Origin of the sequence: Streptomyces sp. RK62, from assembly GCF_018070255.1 — a bacterium.
In the GTDB taxonomy this organism is placed as follows: Bacteria; Actinomycetota; Actinomycetes; order Streptomycetales; family Streptomycetaceae; genus Streptomyces; species Streptomyces nigra.
This window is the reverse complement of the sequence record NZ_JAGPYD010000004.1, coordinates 149386-166751: the sequence shown is the minus strand read 5'-3', so window position 1 is coordinate 166751 and position 17366 is coordinate 149386. Positions and strand designations below refer to the sequence as shown.

Annotated in this window: 14 protein-coding genes and 1 pseudogene; 9 read left to right on the top strand and 6 right to left on the bottom strand. The window is 72.3% G+C overall.

Going from position 1 to position 17366, the window contains the following annotated elements; translation table 11 throughout:
• The first annotated feature begins 64 nt into the window (after nt 1–64).
• On the top strand, nt 65–1678 hold the full coding sequence (locus KBY32_RS09520) for a succinic semialdehyde dehydrogenase (protein ID WP_210979614.1): 1614 nt from the start codon (nt 65–67) through the stop codon (nt 1676–1678).
• Between the two features lie 48 nt (nt 1679–1726).
• Complete coding sequence (locus tag KBY32_RS09515) at nt 1727–3535, top strand: GMC oxidoreductase (RefSeq protein WP_210979613.1); 1809 nt, start codon at nt 1727–1729, stop codon at nt 3533–3535.
• A gap of 87 nt (nt 3536–3622) precedes the next feature.
• Here KBY32_RS09515 and KBY32_RS09510 read toward each other — a convergent pair whose 3' ends face one another.
• Nucleotides 3623–4699, bottom strand: a complete 1077-nt coding sequence (locus KBY32_RS09510; protein ID WP_210979612.1) for an LAETG motif-containing sortase-dependent surface protein — start codon at nt 4697–4699, stop codon at nt 3623–3625.
• 239 nt (nt 4700–4938) lie between these two features.
• Between KBY32_RS09510 and KBY32_RS09505 the strand changes: the two genes are divergently transcribed.
• A complete protein-coding gene (locus KBY32_RS09505) occupies nt 4939–6108 on the top strand; it encodes a hypothetical protein (RefSeq protein ID WP_210979611.1) in 1170 nt (389 codons plus the stop codon).
• Between the two features lie 443 nt (nt 6109–6551).
• On the opposite strand, the gene KBY32_RS09500 is transcribed toward KBY32_RS09505, so the two are convergent.
• Nucleotides 6552–6848, bottom strand: coding sequence for a chorismate mutase (locus tag KBY32_RS09500; RefSeq protein ID WP_210979610.1), 297 nt, complete (start codon nt 6846–6848; stop codon nt 6552–6554).
• Between the two features lie 317 nt (nt 6849–7165).
• Here KBY32_RS09500 and guaA point away from each other — a divergent pair, with 317 nt between their 5' ends.
• Entirely contained in the window at nt 7166–8743 is a 1578-nt protein-coding gene (guaA, locus tag KBY32_RS09495; RefSeq protein ID WP_055625223.1) for a glutamine-hydrolyzing GMP synthase, read from the top strand.
• A gap of 191 nt (nt 8744–8934) precedes the next feature.
• On the opposite strand, the gene KBY32_RS09490 is transcribed toward guaA, so the two are convergent.
• Nucleotides 8935–9408 (bottom strand): pyridoxamine 5'-phosphate oxidase family protein, encoded by a 474-nt coding sequence (locus tag KBY32_RS09490; RefSeq protein ID WP_210979609.1) that lies wholly within the window; start codon nt 9406–9408, stop codon nt 8935–8937.
• Nucleotides 9409–9577: 169 nt separating this feature from the next.
• On the opposite strand from KBY32_RS09490, the gene KBY32_RS09485 reads away from it, so the two are divergent.
• Nucleotides 9578–10384, top strand: coding sequence for a class II aldolase/adducin family protein (locus KBY32_RS09485; protein ID WP_055625222.1), 807 nt, complete (start codon nt 9578–9580; stop codon nt 10382–10384).
• A 16-nt stretch (nt 10385–10400) separates the two neighbouring features.
• Here the strand turns inward: KBY32_RS09485 and KBY32_RS09480 are convergent, their stop codons facing one another.
• On the bottom strand, nt 10401–11279 hold the full coding sequence (locus KBY32_RS09480; protein WP_210979608.1) for a DUF4429 domain-containing protein: 879 nt from the start codon (nt 11277–11279) through the stop codon (nt 10401–10403).
• A 210-nt stretch (nt 11280–11489) separates the two neighbouring features.
• Here KBY32_RS09480 and KBY32_RS09475 point away from each other — a divergent pair, with 210 nt between their 5' ends.
• Both KBY32_RS09475 and KBY32_RS09470 read left to right on the top strand, forming a co-directional pair.
• A complete protein-coding gene (locus tag KBY32_RS09475; protein WP_210979607.1) occupies nt 11490–12770 on the top strand; it encodes a hypothetical protein in 1281 nt (426 codons plus the stop codon).
• Between the two features lie 234 nt (nt 12771–13004).
• Nucleotides 13005–13514, top strand: a complete 510-nt coding sequence (locus KBY32_RS09470) for a DoxX family protein (RefSeq protein ID WP_055625219.1) — start codon at nt 13005–13007, stop codon at nt 13512–13514.
• Nucleotides 13515–13576: 62 nt separating this feature from the next.
• Here KBY32_RS09470 and KBY32_RS35930 read toward each other — a convergent pair.
• Both KBY32_RS35930 and KBY32_RS09465 read right to left on the bottom strand, forming a co-directional pair.
• Nucleotides 13577–13756 (bottom strand): annotated as a pseudogene (locus KBY32_RS35930) (hypothetical protein); the annotation flags it as partial.
• Nucleotides 13743–15182: a PspC domain-containing protein gene (locus tag KBY32_RS09465; protein WP_210979606.1), complete on the bottom strand. Its 1440-nt coding sequence runs from the start codon at nt 15180–15182 to the stop codon at nt 13743–13745. The gene KBY32_RS09465 and the pseudogene KBY32_RS35930, both read right to left, overlap by 14 nt.
• Nucleotides 15183–15324: 142 nt before the next feature.
• On the opposite strand from KBY32_RS09465, the gene KBY32_RS09460 reads away from it, so the two are divergent.
• Both KBY32_RS09460 and KBY32_RS09455 read left to right on the top strand, forming a co-directional pair.
• Nucleotides 15325–16650, top strand: coding sequence for an ATP-binding protein (locus tag KBY32_RS09460; protein WP_079033918.1), 1326 nt, complete (start codon nt 15325–15327; stop codon nt 16648–16650).
• On the top strand, nt 16647–17366 hold the full coding sequence (locus tag KBY32_RS09455) for a response regulator transcription factor (RefSeq protein WP_055625215.1): 720 nt from the start codon (nt 16647–16649) through the stop codon (nt 17364–17366). Before KBY32_RS09460 ends, KBY32_RS09455 begins: the two co-directional genes overlap by 4 nt.

The following is a 17366-nucleotide window of genomic DNA, read 5'->3' as shown; positions in this document are numbered from 1 at the left end:
CAGTCGGTGAATCCCCGTTACCGACGGGTACACAAAGGCTCCGGCGCGGCATACCCTGCGCCTCATGACGGACGCGCAGGCCCCGGCCCAGACCGGCACGAACCCCCTCGCCCCCGCCCCGGAGGGCGCCCGTACCGCGGCCGACGTGGTCACGCCCGAGCTGGTGGCCCAGCTCACCAAGGGCGTGGCCGGGTCCGGCCGTACCGCCAACCACACGCCGTTCACCGGCGAGAAGCTGGCCGACCTGCCCGAGTCGACGCCCGAGGACGTCCGCGAGGCGTTCGAGGCGGCCCGCGCGGCGCAGGCCGTGTGGGAGCAGGTCCCGGTGCGCCGGCGCGCCGCCGTGCTGCTGCGCTTCCACGACCTGGTGCTCGAGCGTCAGGCGGAGGTGCTGGACCTCATCCAGCTGGAGACCGGCAAGGCCCGGCTGCACGCGCACGAGGAGGTGCAGGCCGTCGCCGTCGCCGCCCGCCACTACGGGCGCAAGGCCCCCGCCTACCTCCGGCCCAAGCGGCACACCGGTGCCATCCCCACGCTCACCCGCGTCACCGAACTGCGCCACGCGCGCGGGGTCGTGGGCCAGATCGCCCCCTGGAACTACCCGCTGGAGCTGTCCGTCGGCGACGCGCTCCCCGCGTTCGTCGCCGGCAACGCCGTGGTGATGAAGCCCGACACGGAGACCTGCCTCACCGCCCTGTGGGCGCGGGACCTGCTCATCGAGGCCGGACTGCCCGCCGACGTCTTCCAGGTCGTGCTCGGCGAGGGCCCGGTCGTCGGCCCCGAGGTCGTCAAGCACGCCGACTACGTCTCCTTCACCGGCTCCACCCGCACCGGCCGCGAGGTCGCGCAGAGCGCCGCCGCCCGTCTGGTCGGCGTCTCGCTCGAACTCGGCGGCAAGAACGCCATGCTGGTCCTGGACGACGCGGACATAGAAAAGGCGGCGGCGGGTGCCGTCCGCGCCTGCTTCTCCTCCGCAGGCCAGCTGTGCATCTCCATCGAGCGGCTCTACGTCCACGAGTCCGTCGCCGACGCCTTCCTGGAGCGGTTCGCCGCTCGCACCAAGGCCATGCGGCTCGGCACGTCCCTCGCCTACGGCGCCGACATGGGCTCCCTGGTCGGCGAGCGCCAGCTGGAGACGGTCACCCGGCATGTGGAGGAGGCCGTCGCCAAGGGCGCCAAGCTCGTCGCCGGTGGTGTGGCCCGCCCCGACATCGGCCCGTACTTCTTCGAGCCGACCATCCTCGACGGCGTCGAGGCGCCGATGGCCGTGTGCACCGAGGAGACGTTCGGCCCGGTCGTCTCCATCTACCGCTTCACGACCGACGACGAGGCGATCGCCCACGCAAACTCCACGCCGTACGGGCTCAACTCGTCGGTGTGGACGAAGGACGGGCGGCGGGGCCGCGCGGTCGCGGCCCGGCTGCGCACCGGCACCGTGAACGTCAACGAGGGCTATGCGCCGGCCTACGGCAGCGTCCAGTCGCCGATGGGCGGCATGAAGGACTCCGGTCTCGGCCGCCGCCACGGCTCCGAGGGCATCCTCAAGTACACGGAGGCCCAGACGGTCGCGACACAGCGCCTGCTGCCGATGGCGCCGTCGCTCGGGATGGACGACGAGAAGTACGCGCAGTTCATGAGCCGGAGCCTGCGGGTGATGAAGGCACTCCGTTTCCGCTAGGGCCGCTGTCCGAGGCCACCGCACCACCGCTTTCGACGAGGAGAGCACGTGTCACAGGAGAACTCCGCCCCCGCGCAGGACGACGGTTCCGGGTACGACTACGACGTCATCGTCGTCGGTTCGGGGTTCGGCGGCTCGGTCACGGCACTGCGCCTGACCGAGAAGGGCTACCGCGTCGGCGTCCTCGAGGCCGGCCGCCGCTGGACCCGCCAGACCCTGCCGAAGAACTCCTGGGACCTGAAGAACTACCTCTGGGCGCCCAGGCTCGGCATGTACGGCATCCAGCGCATCCATCTGCTCGGCAACGTCATGGTGCTGGCCGGCGCGGGCGTCGGCGGCGGCTCCCTCAACTACGCCAACACGCTGTACGTCCCGCCGAAGCCGTTCTTCGAGGACCCCCAGTGGCGTGACATCACGGACTGGGAGGAGGAGCTGAAGCCGTACTACGACCAGGCCCAGCGCATGCTCGGCGTCCGGCTGAACCCGACGATGACCCCGTCCGACGTGCACCTCAAGGCGGCCGCCGAGAAGATGGGCGTCGGCGACACCTTCCACATGGCGCCGGTCGGCGTGTTCTTCGGCGATGGCAAGGACGCCGAGGGCACGGCGAAGGCCCGCCCCGGCGAGGAGGTCGCCGACCCGTACTTCGGCGGCACGGGACCGTCCCGGCGGGCCTGTGCGGAGTGCGGCGAGTGCATGACGGGCTGCCGGCACGGCGCGAAGAACACGCTCAACGAGAACTATCTGTATCTGGCCGAGAAGGCGGGCGCGGTCGTGCACCCGCTGACCACGGTCGTCTCCGTGACCGACGACTCCCAGGGCGGCTACGCGGTCGCCACCGTGCCGACCGACCGCCGGAAGAAGGGCGAGGGCCGGCTGTTCAAGGCCCGCCGGGTCGTCATCGCGGCCGGCACCTACGGCACCCAGACGCTGCTGCACCGGATGAAGGCCGGCGGTCAGCTGCCGCACCTCTCCGACAAGCTGGGCGAGCTGACCCGCACCAACTCCGAGGCGCTGGTGGGCGCGCAGACCGACAGCCGGCGCTACCGCAAGCTGACGGGCGCCCCCAAGGTCGACTTCACCCGCGGTGTCGCCATCACCTCGTCCATCCACCCGGACGAGAACACCCATATCGAGCCCGTCCGGTACGGCAAGGGCTCCAACTCGATGGGCGGCCTGTCCATCCTCCAGGTCCCCTACGCCGAGGGCCGGTCCCGTGTCGGCGCCTGGCTGGCCAACGCGGCCCGGCACCCCCTGCTGGTGCTGCGCTCGCTGTCCAACCGGCGCTGGTCGGAGCGGACCATCATCGGCCTGGTGATGCAGTCGCTGGACAACTCGCTGACGACGTATCTGAAGCCGGACGGTGTCGGCAAGGGGCTGCTGACCGCGCGGCAGGGCCATGGCGCGCCCAACCCCAAGCAGATCAAGGCCGCCTCCGAGGCCGCCTCCGTCATCGCCGCCGACATCAACGGCTTCCCCGGCTCCAACGTCGGTGAGCTGATGGGCACCCCGCTCACCGCCCACTTCCTCGGCGGCTGTCCGATCGGCGACTCCCCGGAGACCGGTGTGATCGACCCGTACCACCGGCTGTACGGGCACCCCGGGATCTCGGTCGTCGACGGGGCGGCGGTCTCCGCCAACCTGGGCGTCAACCCGTCGCTGACGATCACCGCGCAGGCCGAGCGGGCGATGTCGTACTGGCCCAACAAGGGCGAGGCCGACCCGCGTCCCGCGCAGGGAGCGGCGTACGAGCGGCTGAAGCCCGTCGAGCCCCAGGCGCCGGTGGTGCCGAAGGAGGCGTTCGGCGCGCTGAAGCTGCCGTTCCTGGGGATGCCGGCGGTGCCCCCGAAGAAGTAGCCGGCGGGACGTGTCGGAAAAACCAGAAGGACCTGCGCCCCCCTCCGAGCGCAGGTCCTTCTGTGTGGTGCGTCAGACGGCGGAGGCTCAGGCCTCGGCACCGCTCCGACGACGCTTCATGGCGAACATCACGCCGGCACCGGCGAGGATCGTGACCCCGCCGACCGTGGCGATGACGGGCAGCTGGGAGCTGGACCCGGTCTCGGCGAGGCTGCCCGTGACCGGCTGCTCGCTGACGCCGCCCTGCGGCTTCTCCGGCGTGGCGGCCGGGGGCTTCTCGGCGCCCGGCTCGGCCTCGCCCGGGTCCTCGTTCGAGGCGCCGGCGGGCAGGACGTCGAAGAACCAGCCGTCGCCGAAGCCCTCGGCGATGCAGTCCTCGCCGTTGATGTTGTCGATGTAGGCACCGGTGCCGAAGTGGTACGACTCACCGGCGGGGGCACCCTTGTGGATGTTCACCCGCAGGTCGATCTTGTTGTAGTCGTTCGGCTTCATCGTGTCGGTGCCCCAGAAGTAGCCACCGGCGAGGCCGTCCGCGCCCTCGATGCTCTCCCAGGAGTTCGTGGACGGGTTGCGGAACTGCAGGTCCACGTACGGGCTGAGGGTCGGCTCCCAGGTCTCCCAGTACTTGGTGCTCTCGACCTCGGCGTAGAACGCGACGTCCTTGAGCGTGACGTCGGAGGTGTTGGTCACCTTCAGGTTGAAGGAGTGCCAGCCGCTGCCGGCCACGATCTTGCCGGGCAGGGCGCTGACCTCGACGGCGAGGGCCTCCTCGGCGAAGTCCTCGTCGACCTCCTCGCAGTACGGGAGCTCCTCGTCCTCACCGGGGGTGCTCTCCTCGGGGGCGGGCGTGGTCTCCTCGTCGTCGGGAGCGGTGGTCGTCTCCTCGTCGCCGGGGGTGGTCTCCTCGTCGGTGGGAGCCGTGGTCTCGTCGTCGGCGGGCGCCGTGGTCTCTTCGTCGGCCGGCGCGGTCGTCTCGTCGTCCGCCGGAGCCGTCGTCTGCTCGTCGGCCGGAGGCGTCGTGTCGCCCGTGGCCGGCGTGGTGGTCTCCGTGGTGGCGGGCGTGGTGGTCTCGTCCGTGGCGAACGCGGCCGGCGCGGACAGCAGGGCGATCGGTGCTATGACCGCCGTCGTCGCTGCGGCGGCCAGGGCACGGCGAAGCTTCATGAAGACCTCGAAAGTCCGTTGTGCCGCGGGAGGCGGCACGGGTATCGGGAGGCCTCCGCGTGTGGGGCGCGGGTGTGGCCCTTGGTTCGCAGACTTTGATCACCGACGGCGGGCAAAGGTTGTGCCTGCACTCACAGAAAATTTATGTGGCCTGGGTCACAGAGGCTGGATCGCGGCCCGCCGACCTGACGTACTCTCAGCTGCCGTACCGGAGTTCGAGAGAAAGCGCTCACGCATCCATGGCCGGCAGACCGTCAGACGGGACCCCCTCCGCATCCGGTGACGAGGCGGAGCCCTCCACACCGTCCATCCCGGACGAGGAGTGGCAGAAGTTCGTCGAGGACGCCGAGCGCGGCCCTGCCTCCGCGCCGAAGGAGCCGTCCGCGCGCGCCCGGATGGTCACCGAGCGGCTGCGCGCCCAGGAGGCCCGCGGTGAGCTGCCCCCCGGCTGGCGCACCGGCCCCGCCTGGCAGGAGATGAACGGGCGCGCCACCCGCCGCCGCCGGTGGTGGGCGATCGTCGGCGTGCCGCTCGCCGTCGCCGTGGCCGTCGTGGCCGTACGGCCCTCCCTGATCCCCGGCGACCCCTTCGGCACCGCGTCCGAGGCCTCGGACGCGGCCGCCGCCTCACCGCTCCCGGCGGAGACGGCGGCGCCGACGGGGGCGCCCGGCGCGGTCGACCCGGACACCCCGACCGTGGCCCGGCCCTTCGCCGGCTCGCCCGCCGAGCGCTGGGCGGACGGCGAGGCCGGCATCACCCTCCCGGCGGCCACCCCGGTCGGCACCCTGACCAGGGCCCAGGTGGAACAGGCCCTGCGGCAGACCCGCAGGCTCCTCGTCGACGCCAACCTCGATGCGGCCACCCTGCGCGGCGAGCGCCCGGAGACCGCGCTCGACGTCATCGAGCCCCGCCAGAAGGAACTGCTCGACCGGCTGAGGACCGCGCTGCGCAAGCCGGACAAGGAGCACGACCCGCTCCGGATGTTCAGCCGCTTCGACCCCGCCGAGGTGCGGCTCGCCGGGGACGTCGTCAAGACGCGGGGGCGTATGACGTTCAAGGAGGGCGACGACGCCTCCGTCGCCGTGCACGCCGACTACACCTTCGTCTACCCGCTGGTCCGCGAGGGCTCGGACGAAGTGGCCCGCACGATCGTCCGCCGCGTCCTCGACGTCGAGGTCTCCGATCCCACCCGGTACCAGGTCACCCCGGGGAAGATCGTCGTCAAGCGCTACGACCAGGAGGTCGGCAACACCGCCTGCGACCTCTACGACGGCTATCTGCACCCGCACTTCGACTCCGCGGAGCCGACCGGCGCACCGCCCACCGGCCCCACGACGGACCCGTACGACCGCAGCAAGGACATCCCCGAGGACCGCCGCGAGGAGTGCGGGGTCGTCAGCCGCACCTGACGCCCTGGCGGACGCGGGCATGAGAAGGGCCCCGCGGTGCGGGGCCGCGGGGCCCTTCTGTGGTCAGCACCAGCGTCAGGGCGCGCCGGTGCCTGGGGGAGCGGCGCCGGGGGAGTGCGCCGCTGAAAGGGTCTCTCGCATCGTGCGGGACGGGCGGGGGCGCGGCAACCGCTCGGGCCGCCCCGTACTCCGTCGGTGTTGTGCCGGCCGGCCCCGGGCGTCCCCGGAGCCGGCCGTTTCTCTTGGGTGACCGGGCTGCTGTCCCCTGCCGTCCGGTCACTCACCCGGAGCGAGGTCCCACGGCGTACGGCGATCCGTACGCCACAACGCTCCGGCGAGCCACGCGTGGTTTCTTCGGGCCGCCCCTGGCTGGCACGGACACCGGTACCAACGAAGGGGTCCGGGTGGCGTCACGCTCCGACCGGGTGAGAGGGGCGCCGAACTCAGATGCGACCGCGACACAGTTCGAGCAGCGTCATCGCGAAGGCGGTCCCCGGCTTGCCCAGCGCCTCGCTGTAGTGGCTGAGGATCTCCATCTCGCGGGACAGGTTCACCCGCCGGCCGCCGGAGGTGATCCGCGCCTCCTGGATGACGGCGGACACGGCCATGCGCTCCTGGATCAGCCCGATGATCCGGTCGTCCAGGGCGTCGATGCGTTCACGGGCACCGGTGATCACGTCCGCGGCCTCGGCGGTGCGGGCGCCGGTCACCTCGGCGGGGGTCACATGCGTGGTGGTCATCGGGGGCTCCTCGTCGATGGGAGGTGCCCCGGAGCGGCAGGACCCGGGAAACGACAGGCGCCCCGGGCCTTGTCGGCCCGGGGCGCCTGGGAAGTCGCTTGTCAGTTGCTCAAGCAGCACGACCATGGCAGCCGGCGGGCCGGGTGCCATAGGTAAAGACGAACGTCTGGTGCGTGAGCATGCGGCCAGTATGCCGCGCTCGCCGAGGGTGTCCAAGCCGGTTCGTATCGTGAGACGGGCTTCGGCCCCGGGGCGGGCGTGCGACGCCCGGTAGACTCGGCCCCACACACACCTCGCTCACCGCCGGAAGGCAACCCGTGTCATCAGCGAACCCCGCCGCCGCCCCCGACACCGTCCTGGTCGTCGACTTCGGCGCGCAGTACGCCCAGCTCATCGCCCGTCGCGTCCGCGAGGCCCGGGTCTACAGCGAGATCGTGCCGAGCACCATGCCGGTCGCGGAGATGCTCGCGAAGAACCCGGCGGCGATCATCCTCTCCGGCGGCCCCTCGTCCGTGTACGAGGAGGGCGCCCCCCGCCTCGACCGGGAGCTGTTCGAGGCCGGTGTGCCCGTCTTCGGCATGTGCTACGGCTTCCAGCTGATGGCCCAGGTCCTCGGCGGCACGGTGGACAACACCGGCGCCCGCGAGTACGGCCGTACCGATCTGCACGTCTCCAAGGTGTCCTCCACCCTGTTCGAGGGCACCCCGGCCGAGCAGCACGTGTGGATGTCGCACGGCGACGCCTGCTCCGCCGCCCCCGAGGGCTTCTCCGTGACGGCCTCCACCGAGGTCGTCCCGGTCGCCGCCTTCGAGAACGACGAGAAGAAGCTGTACGGCGTCCAGTACCACCCCGAGGTCATGCACTCCACGCACGGCCAGCAGGTGCTGGAGCACTTCCTGTACCGGGGCGCCGGGCTGAAGCCCGACTGGACCACCGGCAACGTCATCGACGAGCAGGTCGCCGCGATCCGCGAGCAGGTCGGCGACAAGCGCGCCATCTGCGGTCTGTCCGGCGGCGTCGACTCCGCCGTGGCCGCCGCCCTCGTACAGAAGGCCATCGGCTCCCAGCTGACCTGCGTCTACGTCGACCACGGCCTGATGCGCAAGGGCGAGACCGAGCAGGTCGAGAAGGACTTCGTCGCCGCGACCGGTGTGCAGCTGAAGGTCGTGGACGCCGAGGAGCGGTTCCTCAAGGCGCTCGCCGGGGTCTCGGACCCCGAGGAGAAGCGGAAGATCATCGGCCGTGAGTTCATCCGGGTCTTCGAGCAGGCCCAGGCGGAGATCATCGCCGACGAGGGCCCGGCCGTGGAGTTCCTGGTCCAGGGCACCCTCTACCCGGACGTCGTCGAGTCCGGCGGCGGCACCGGCACCGCGAACATCAAGTCCCACCACAACGTGGGCGGCCTCCCCGAGGACCTCGAGTTCCAGCTCATCGAGCCGCTGCGGAAGCTCTTCAAGGACGAGGTCCGCATGGTCGGCCAGGAGCTCGGCCTGCCCGAGGAGATCGTCCAGCGCCAGCCCTTCCCCGGCCCCGGCCTCGGCATCCGCATCGTCGGCGAGGTCACCAAGGAGCGCCTGGACCTGCTGCGCGAGGCCGACGCCATCGCCCGCGAGGAGCTGACCGCGGCCGGCCTCGACCGCGAGATCTGGCAGTGCCCCGTGGTGCTGCTCGCGGACGTCCGCAGCGTCGGCGTCCAGGGCGACGGCCGCACCTACGGCCACCCGATCGTGCTGCGCCCGGTGTCCTCCGAGGACGCCATGACCGCCGACTGGTCGCGGCTGCCGTACGACGTCCTCGGGCGGATCTCGACCCGGATCACCAACGAGGTCCGGGACGTCAACCGCGTCGTGCTCGACATCACCTCGAAGCCCCCGGGCACCATCGAGTGGGAGTAGATCTCCCTTCGGGTTTCTAGGCCCTGTCGTCAAATGCCCACCTGCCCCGCGACGCCATGCACGCGCTCTCGACGCACCGGGCCCTGACCCGAGTACGTCCAGTACACGGGCCAGGGCCCGGCACGCCGAGAGCACGCACCTGACGCCGCGGGGCCGCCCTTCGGGCGACGGCGGGAATTTGACGACAGGGCCTAGGTGCGCTTGATCACGCGCACCTGCCCGCCGGGCTTCCAGACCTGGACGACGAGGTACTTCTCGTCCTCGACGTAGGTCCGCACGACCTCCGTCAGCTCGGCACGGAAGAGGTGGAACGGCTCCGGCGGTTCCACCTCTTCGCCGTACGCGGCCTTCTGCGCCGGGTCCTCGACCTCAAGCGCGCGTCCGGCGATCCGTACGTCGCCCCCGCCCATCGTCTGCCCCTCCCCGGGGTTCGCCTGGAGCGCGAAGCGCGGGTCGCGGCGCAGATCGAGGGCCTTGAGCGAGTCCGGCATCATGCCGAGCCACAGCTCGCCGTTCAGGAAGCGCACCTCCAGACCCGAGGTCCGCGGGGAGCCGTCCTTGCGGAGCGTGGCGAGGACGTGATGCGTGAAGGCGCCGAAGCGGGCCTCGACGAGCCGGGCGAATTCCGGCTCGGCGGTGACGAAGGCGGACCAGTTCGCTGTCATGCCGCCGAGTCTGACGCCGAAACCCGACATCGTCTGTCCGGTTTACGCCGAACGGTTCGCCGACGGCCGCTGTCGTCCTGGTTCACGGCATCGTTACCTCGCACACCTGTCGTCCTGCGCTGACCGAGGGTAACTTCCGCCCCGTACGCCCCCCAGTGCCGGAGGACACATGCACGGGACGCCCGCCGGGCCCACTCCGCCCCCGCCGCTGCCCACCGATCAGCTGCGGTTCGCCATGCCGCCGATGCACGACTCGGTCGAGGACGAGCGGCGCCACCGCAAGGAACGTCTCGCCGGAGCACTGCGGATCTTCGGCAGGATGGGCTTCGAGGACGGCGTCTCCGGGCACATCACCGCGCGCGACCCCGAGTACAGCGACTGCTTCTGGGTCAATCCGTTCGGGATGCCGTTCAGCCACGTCACCGTCGGCGACCTGGTCCTCGCCAACTCCGAGGGGCAGGTGATCGAGGGCCGCTACCACGTCAACCAGGCGGCGTTCACCGTGCACTCCCAGGTCCACGCCGCCCGGCCCGACGTCGTCGCCGTCGCCCACTGCCACTCCGTCCACGGGCGGGCCCTCGCCGCGCTCGGCGAGCTCCTGGACCCGATCACCCAGGAGAGCTGCGCCTTCTACGAGGACCACGCGCTCTACGACGCCTACAGCGGGGTCGCCGTCGACGCGGCCGAGGGCCGCCGGATCGCCGCCGCGCTCGGCTCCCACAAGGCCCTCGTCCTGCGCAACCACGGTCTGCTCACCGTCGGCGACTCGGTGGACGCGGCCGCCTGGTGGTTCCTGTCCATGGAACGCTCCTGCCAGGTGCAGCTCACCGCCCGGGCCGCGGGCCGGCCGGTCCTGATCGACCACCGGATGGCGGTCGCCACCCGCGAACAGCTCGGCGGCGACCTCGTGGCCTGGATCAACTACCAGCCGATGTGGCAGAACATCGCGCGCAGCGAACCGGATCTGCTGAGCTGACACCCGGCCGGGCCGGTCAGAAACCGCGCAGCACCGCCGCCTTCGTCCGGGCGAACTCCTCGTCCGTGAGCACGCCCTCGCGGTACAGGTCGCCCAACTCCCGCAGCCGGCGCAGCAGGACGTCGTGGTCGCCGGACGGCGCCGGGACGCGCGCCGGGGACCGGCCCACGGGGGCCGCGCCCAGCCGGGTGGACGGATGCGGCAGACGGGCCGTGACGGCGGTCGCCACCAGCGCGGTGAGCAGATCGCGGCGGGCGCTGCCCCACAGGTCCAGGGCGTTCGGGTCCTTCTCCGGAGGCAGCGCGGAGAACACCGTCGCCCGGGTCACGAAGCGCAGACAGCCGTCCTCGGAACGGGAGTTGGGCAGCCACTCGACCTGCACCAGATCGTCGACGTCGATGACGCGTGGGCCCGTCGCCCGCTTCACCCGCTCCGAGGTGTCCGACCAGTCGATGCGCACCCGGCCGCCGTCGAAGGAGACCGTGCCGTCGGAGGTCCGCACCGACACCGGCACCGGAGGGCCCGGCAGCAGATAGGCCGAGACCGGCTCCTTCGGGACCTGGTCCAGGAGCAGCGCCCGGCGGATCTCCTCCGCCAGATAGGCGGCCACCCCCGCACGGTCGGTGTCCACCGCCAGCCGGTACGGGTCCGACCCCTCCGGCAGCCTGCCCCCGGTCGCCTGCAGCAGCGGATCGGCCCCTTCGCGCAGCCGCATCCGCAGCCGCCCGCGCCGGCGTTCCGGTTCGAAGGCGACGCCCGCGACCGCCTCCAGAGGCACGGCGATCTCCCCGTACGTCTGCCGGAACAGCGGCACGGAACGGTGGAGGCCCGGCGTGATCCGGACGGTCGTGCCGTCGAAGGCCCAGGTCCCGTCACGCTGGATGATCTCGGCCATAAGGGAATTCTCGCAGCCGGGTCAACACACCGGGACCGCGCTCACCCGTCCCGACCGGGCCTGCCGGGCGGCCCCCGGGTGGAGTACGGCACAATTCGTCGTCATCGGACGGGAGTTGTGGAACGCGCGCGGGCGGCGCGGCTCTCCCGGGGGAACCCGTGGCGCCACAGGGCGTACGGGCGTGAGGTCGTCGGAAGGCGGGCGTCGGGCGTGGCGGTGCAGGAGGCTGGGCGGAGCGGCGCGGTGGAGCGCCCGCACGGGGGTGGCTGCACGTGCGGGGACTGCCCGCACGGGGCGCGTGCGGGACACCGGCGGGCGGTGGCCGAGTTCCTGCTGAAGCGGGACGAGTTCGCCGCCGGACAGGGACTTCCGGCGGCGGTGGCCCACTCGGCCTCGGCCTCCCGCCAATGGGTGTCCGAGGAGCTGACGCAGTCCGCGGAACAGGTCGCCGAACGCGGCCGCGCCGAGGGCGAGGCATGGCTGGGACGGCTGTGGTGGCGCACCGCCTGCGTCGCCTGGGGGCTCGTCCTGGCGCTGCTCCTGGCCCAGGCGCTCACGGCGATCGGGGCGGGCTGGACGACGGCCCGTACGGCGGGCCTGCTCGCGGCGATGGTGACGGCGGCGGCGCTGACCGCGGCGTCCTGGTTCCACCGGGCGCGCGGCGGGGCCCTCGCGCCGGTCATCGGTGAGGACAACCGGCTCTCCACCTCGCGTGCCGTCGCCGCGGCCTGGGTGCTCTTCGTCGCGTACGCCGTGCTCGTCCTGGCCGGACGGCTCGCCGCCGCCTCGGGTCACGCCGAGCGCGACGCGCTGATCGAAGGGCTCGAACTGCGGCGCGGCGCCGGGGTGGTGACCGTGCTCGCCGTGGTGTGCGCGATCGCGGTGCTGGTGCGCCGGGTCGTCGGGGTGCGGGTGCTCGGCCAGCGGCTCCAGAAGGTGCCCGCCGACCGGCCCCGCGCCGCGGACCTGCTGACCGACGACGCGGGGCGCGGGACCTTCGCCGACATCCAGTACGTGGTCATCGGCGCCGTCGCGCTGCTGTTCGCCGCGGTACGGCTGGGGCGCCGGCCGGACCAGCTGCCAGACCTGCCGTGGGGCCTCGCGGTCGTGGTGCTCATCTCGGCGGCGACCTATCTGGCCGGCAAGTACGCGGAAGGCGGCCGCCCGGTCATCCTCTCCGTGGTGCGCGCGCGGGAGGCGGGCGACCTGGACGGGCCGATCCGCACCGGGGACGACATCGAGATCCGCGGCGCCGGGTTCGTGCCGCCGGGAGCACAGCGGGCCGACCGGCTGGCGCGGATGGTGGTCCGCATCGGGGCGGTGCATGTGCATGTGCCGCTGGTGCCGGTGAGCGGCGGGTTCAGCAACCCGACCGACGCGGTCCTCACGGTGCCGGTCCCGGCCGACGTGGAGCCGGGCCGGGTCGAGGTGCAGGTGGTGACCGCGGCCGGCGTGGAGACCAACCGCTACGCCATCGACGTGACCGAGTGATTCGAGGGGCCGCGTGACTGGGTGACCGAGTAGCCGGGTGACCGAGTAGCCGGGTCACCGAGTAGCCAGGTGGCCGAGTGGCCGGTGGGGTTCGGCCAGTTGGCCGTGTTCAGTGATTGAAGTTTTGACTGGATGCGGCGGAGAATGCCGGGGTGCCGCGCGTGCCTGAGCGGTGCGGCAGTTCCCTACGTATGGTCGTTCGGGGATCACGGCGGGCGAGAGGCGGCTTCGGCGATGACGCACGGTATGCACACGGGTTCCTCGGGCAGCGGCTGGCGGGACACGGCCTCCCGCTACGCACTGCTCCCGCTCCGGATCTTCCTCGGCGTGACCTTCATCTACGCCGGCCTGGACAAGCTCACCGACAGCGCCTTCCTGAAGGACTCCGGGGCCGGGTCCATCGGCGACATGATGCGCGCCGTACGGGACTCGGCGGCGATCCCGGCCATGGTCGACATGGCCCTCGACGCCCCGGTGGCCTTCGGGTACGCCATCGCCTTCGGTGAACTCGCCGTCGGCATCGGCACCCTCATCGGACTGCTCGGCCGGCTGGCGGCCCTGGGCGGCGCGCTGATCTCGCTGAGCCTGTGGCTCACGGTCAGCTGGGCCTCCGACCCCTACTACTACGGCAACGACCTGGCCTATCTCATGGCCTGGCTGCCGCTCGTGCTCGCCGGCACCCCCCTGTTCTCCGTCGACGCCCTCCTCCACGCACGCCGACGGGAGCGGGTCGAACTGCGCTGACCGGAACTCCTGTCAGGGGTGTGTCTCCGGCCGGGGCGGGGTGCGGCGACGGCGGGAGTCGGGACCATCCGGGCCAGGAGGCCCACCGCGCCCGCGAGGAACAGGCCGCCGACCACCAGCGGGATCACCGCGAACCACGGCGTCTCCCAGGCCTCCGCCGCGTCCCCCACGTAGAGGACACCGGCGAGGGTCAGAAAGGCTCCCGCGACCAGCCGGCCGGGCTGGAACTCATGACGCAGCACGGCGCACCTCCGCCTGTCCGATGCCGACATCCAGGTCGAGGTCCAGCGTGCCCACGCTCTTGGTGCCCTTCGGCGGCTTCAGGGTCAACTCCTTGTGCTTGCCCGGGGCCACGTCGACGTCCTGGCGGTCGTCGCCCGGCAACTGGATGTCGCCCACGCCGACGTCCACGCTCAGCTCCACCGTGACGCCCTTGGGGACGAGCACCTTCAGACGGCCGACGCCCACATCGGCGCGGGTCGTGACCGGCTGGTCCGGCTCGAACGGCACCCCGGTCAGATCGAGGGTGCCGACACCGGTGCCGAGGTCGTACGCGGGCCGTACATCCGCCGCCGTCGCCGGGCTCCAGGTCGTCTCCACCCAGCGGGTGCCGACGTCCTTCGGCAGCGCGGCCGATGCCGCCAGCAGGCCCGCCGTGACCACCGCGAGGAAGACGGTGCCCGCGCCCGTCCGGCCCAGGAACGCGCTGAGCGCGATCCCGAGGCCGAATATGAGCAGCGCGCAGGCCAGACCCGTCTGAAGGCTGGTGCCGAGTGGCTGGTCGTGCCAGGTGCCGGCCGTCCCCGCGGCCCCCGCCAGCAGGGCCAGCAGGAACACCCAGCCGCCGATCCGGCGGGGACCGCGCGGCCGGGGCGGGGCAGGGGGCCGCGCGCGTATCTCCGCCCGGCTGCGCCAGGTGCCGCGGCCGATCGCGACCGCCGCCGCTATGTCCCGGTCATGGGCGTCATGGGGGCCCCACAGATAGCCGGTGCCGCCCTCATGGGTGCCGTCCTTGACGATGGGGTCCCGCCACCAGGACGGGTAGGCGGCCGGGACCGGCGGCGCCTGCGCCTCCGGCGGCGCGTCGGCCACCGCCTGCGCGGCGAGCGGGTCCGGGTCGGGGGCGCCGCGGTGCCGCGACCAGTAGCCGGCGCCCGCCAGGAGGAAGGAGAGGACGACGGCGAAGGTCAGCACACCGCCGTTCTTCAGCATCGTCAGGAAGACGCCACAGCCCACCAGCGCGAACAGCACGGCCGTCAGCGCGTGCCCGTCCACCCGGCCGGTGAGCAGCTTGCGCACCTCGTTCTCGTCGTCGTCCTCGTACGGGACGAGGAGCCAGGCGAAACCGTAGAAGATCAGGCCGATGCCGCCGGTCGCGGAGAGCACGGCGAGGGTGATCCGGAAGATCACCGGGTCCATGTCGCACTGCCGGCCCAGACCCGCGCACACGCCGGCCAGCATCTTGTGCGGCCGGTCCCGCCGGAACCGGTGCGGCGGACCCGACGCCGCGTCCGCCTCCGCCGGCTCGCCCTCCGCCTCCCGTGTGCCCGTGCGTGCGCGCGGTTCCTCACCCGCGGCGCCCGCGGCCGGCCGGCCCGACGCGGTGCCCGCGGAGGGCACGGCGTCCGGCTCGGGCCCGGAGTCCGCGGCGTGCTGGTGATCTGTCATGGGTCCATGGTGACGGGCGGGTCGGCCCGGCGGGAGTCGGGACGACCCTGGTAGGACCCTGATATCGCCCTGAGCCGGGGGAGGGGGAAGCGTTCGAGACCCGCCGGGCCGAAGATCAGGGACGTCTAGGGGGCCGACCCTGATGCCCCGATGGGCCGCCCGTGTGAACATCGATGGCATGCCGGAAGCCGCAGCAGCGCCACTCGCCGAACCGCGGCCGCCGCGCAAGCTCTACCGCAGCAGTGACGGACGCTGGCTCGGGGGCGTGGCGCGGGGGCTCGCCGGGCACCTCGGCCTGCCCGTCATCTGGGTGCGGCTCGTCTTCGTCGGACTGTTCATGGCGGACGGCCTCGGCGCCCTGCTGTACGCCGCGTTCTGGTTCTTCGTACCGCTCGGCGTCGGCGGGGTCGGCGCCCAGCGGCCGTCCCCCTTCACCACCGAGACCGCCGCCGACGGCCGCCGCAGACTCGTCGCCCGCAAGCCGGACAAGGGGCAGATCGTCGCGCTGCTCCTCATGGTCGTCGTGGCCATGGTCTTCGTCGGCAGCGTCGACGTCGGCAACGGCGCCAAGGCGTACCTCCTGCCCGCCGTCCTGGTCGGCGCGGGTGTCGCCCTGGTCTGGCGCCAGGCGGACAACGCCCGCAGGGCCCGCTGGATGGAGGTCGGCCGGCGCCGGCGCACCCTGACCCTGCTGCGCGCCGCAGCCGGCGTCGTCCTCGTCACGGCCGGCGTGTCCGGCATCTTCGTGCTCCAGGGCTCCGCCGCCCACCTCGGCTCGATCCTCCAGGCCGCCCTCGCGGTCCTCGTCGGGATAACGCTCCTCGCGGGCCCCTATCTCGTGCGGATGACCCAGGACCTCTCCGAGGAGCGGCTCATGCGCATCCGCGCCCAGGAGCGTGCCGAGGTCGCCGCCCACGTCCACGACTCGGTGCTGCACACCCTCACCCTGATCCAGCGCAACGCGGAGAACGCGAGCGAGGTCCGCCGCCTCGCCCGCGCCCAGGAACGCGACCTGCGTACCTGGCTCTACAAGCCGGAGGGCACCGGCAAGGACGAGGAGGACGAACCGGCCAACCTCGCCGACGCCGTCCGGCGCAACGCGGCGGAGGTCGAGGACAAGCACGGCGTCCCCATCGAGGTCGTGGTCGTCGGCGACTGCCCCCTCGACGAGCGGATCGCCGCACAGATGCAGGCCGCGCGCGAGGCGATGGTGAACGCCGCCAAGTACGGTGGCGAGGGCGGCGCCGTGCAGGTCTACGCGGAGGTGGAGGGGAGGACCGTCTTCGTCTCCGTCCGGGACCGCGGTCCGGGCTTCGACCTGGACGCGATACCCGCCGACCGCATGGGCGTCAGAGAATCGATCATCGGCCGCATGGAGCGCAACGGCGGCACGGCCCGGCTGCGGGCGGTGCCCGACGGCGGCACGGAGGTCGAGCTGGAGATGGAGAGGGCGGAGAAGACGTCATGAGCGACCCGACCGAGGCGAGCGAACCCGTGGAGTCGACCGGGGGGAGCGCGGGCGAGCGGCGGGTGCGCGTGGTCCTCGTCGACGACCACCGCATGTTCCGCACCGGAGTCCAGGCCGAGATCGGCCGTACCGAGGAGACCGGCGTCGAGGTCGTCGGCGAGGCCGCCGACGTCGACCAGGCGGTCACGGTCATCACCGCGACCCGACCCGAGGTCGTCCTTCTGGACGTGCATCTTCCCGGCGGAGGCGGCGTCGAAGTCCTGCGGCGCTGCGCCCCGTTGATGGCGGACGCCGAGCGTCCCGTCCGCTTCCTCGCGCTCTCCGTCTCGGACGCCGCGGAGGACGTCATCGGGGTCATCCGGGGCGGCGCGCGGGGCTATGTCACCAAGACGATCACCGGCACCGACCTGGTCGACTCCATCTTCCGGGTCCAGGACGGCGACGCGGTGTTCTCGCCGCGCCTCGCCGGGTTCGTCCTGGACGCCTTCGCGTCGACGGACGCGCCGCCCGTCGACGAGGACCTGGACCGGCTCACCCAGCGCGAGCGGGAGGTCCTGCGGCTGATCGCGCGCGGCTACGCGTACAAGGAGATCGCCAAGCAGCTGTTCATCTCGGTGAAGACGGTCGAGTCGCATGTCTCGGCGGTGCTGCGCAAGCTCCAGCTCTCCAACCGGCATGAACTGACCCGGTGGGCGACGGCCCGGCGGCTCGTCTGA

Coding starts and splice junctions, on each gene's coding strand:
- KBY32_RS09510 (WP_210979612.1), bottom strand. CDS start 4,699: ATGAAGCTTCGCCGTGCCCTGGCCGCCGCAGCGACGACGGCGGTCATA.
- KBY32_RS09480 (WP_210979608.1), bottom strand. CDS start 11,279: ATGGCCGAGATCATCCAGCGTGACGGGACCTGGGCCTTCGACGGCACG.
- KBY32_RS09505 (WP_210979611.1), top strand. CDS start 4,939: ATGGCCGGCAGACCGTCAGACGGGACCCCCTCCGCATCCGGTGACGAG.
- KBY32_RS09485 (WP_055625222.1), top strand. CDS start 9,578: ATGCACGGGACGCCCGCCGGGCCCACTCCGCCCCCGCCGCTGCCCACC.
- KBY32_RS09470 (WP_055625219.1), top strand. CDS start 13,005: ATGACGCACGGTATGCACACGGGTTCCTCGGGCAGCGGCTGGCGGGAC.
- KBY32_RS09455 (WP_055625215.1), top strand. CDS start 16,647: ATGAGCGACCCGACCGAGGCGAGCGAACCCGTGGAGTCGACCGGGGGG.
- KBY32_RS09460 (WP_079033918.1), top strand. CDS start 15,325: ATGCCCCGATGGGCCGCCCGTGTGAACATCGATGGCATGCCGGAAGCC.
- KBY32_RS09465 (WP_210979606.1), bottom strand. CDS start 15,182: ATGACAGATCACCAGCACGCCGCGGACTCCGGGCCCGAGCCGGACGCC.
- KBY32_RS09520 (WP_210979614.1), top strand. CDS start 65: ATGACGGACGCGCAGGCCCCGGCCCAGACCGGCACGAACCCCCTCGCC.
- KBY32_RS09500 (WP_210979610.1), bottom strand. CDS start 6,848: ATGACCACCACGCATGTGACCCCCGCCGAGGTGACCGGCGCCCGCACC.
- KBY32_RS09490 (WP_210979609.1), bottom strand. CDS start 9,408: ATGACAGCGAACTGGTCCGCCTTCGTCACCGCCGAGCCGGAATTCGCC.